Annotated in this window: 1 protein-coding gene; it reads left to right on the top strand. The window is 46.3% G+C overall.

The window, feature by feature from the left end; all coding sequences use genetic code 11:
• Positions 1-87 precede the first annotated feature (87 nt).
• On the top strand, positions 88-942 hold an 855-nt coding region (locus R7Q09_RS24595), incomplete at its 3' end, for a secretin N-terminal domain-containing protein (protein WP_318143754.1).

Genomic DNA, 942 nt, shown 5'->3' with positions numbered 1-942 from the left:
TGTAACTTTAAAGCGTGGTAGCCGTCAGTGGAACCTTGAGCTTTTTGGTTTAAACGTAAAAAAATAATAACCAGAGCCTGATCAGATATGCGCAAATTAGTTGTAGGAATAACGATTGCTTCTTTAATGGGATGTTCGATGGGTCACCGCGATCCGGTTGAAGTGAAGCAAGCTCTCAATGAATCTATCAATCAAGCGAATAGCCGCGCGTTGGAGGAAATTCCTTCTTCGGTAGAAGCGGATCTTATGCCTAACTTAGACTCCAATGTTTCTTCCGATAACGGAACGTCAAAGCGTTTTCGTATCCAAGCCAATGCAGTAGAGGCGAGAAGTTTCTTTGCTTCATTGGTAAAAGGGACAGAATACAGCGTTGCGATTCATCCAGCGGTTCAAGGCAATATCACGGTCAACCTTTCTGACGTGACATTAGATGAAGTGCTTAGCGTTGTACAAAATATGTACGGTTACGATGTCATGAAATCGGGCAAAGTAATCCAAGTTTATCCGGCAGGTATGCGTACGGTGACGATTCCAGTCGACTACCTACAGTTTAAACGCTCAGGTCGCTCACTGACGAGCATTGTCACGGGCTCCGTTACTTCGGCTGGTACGTCCAATTCTGGTGGTAGCTCTGACAGCTCAGACTCTTCAGATTCCAACAACAGCAATAACGGCAATGATAGCTCGACGACATCAACAGGCGGAACGCGCATTGAAACCATCACCGAAAGTGATTTTTGGCCAATGTTGCAACAAGCGGTGGCGAACTTAATTGGTTCGGGTAAAGGCCAAAGTGTGGTAGTTACGCCACAAGCTGGCGTGATCACCGTGCGAGCTTTCCCTGATGATATTCGTGAAGTGCGTGAGTTTTTGGGTGTGTCTCAAGAACGAATGCAGCGCCAGGTGATTCTTGAAGCGAAAATCTTAGAAGTCACGCTCAGC

This window comes from Vibrio sp. 2130-1 (assembly GCF_033339515.1).
This window is presented reverse-complemented; position numbering and strand designations above follow the sequence as displayed.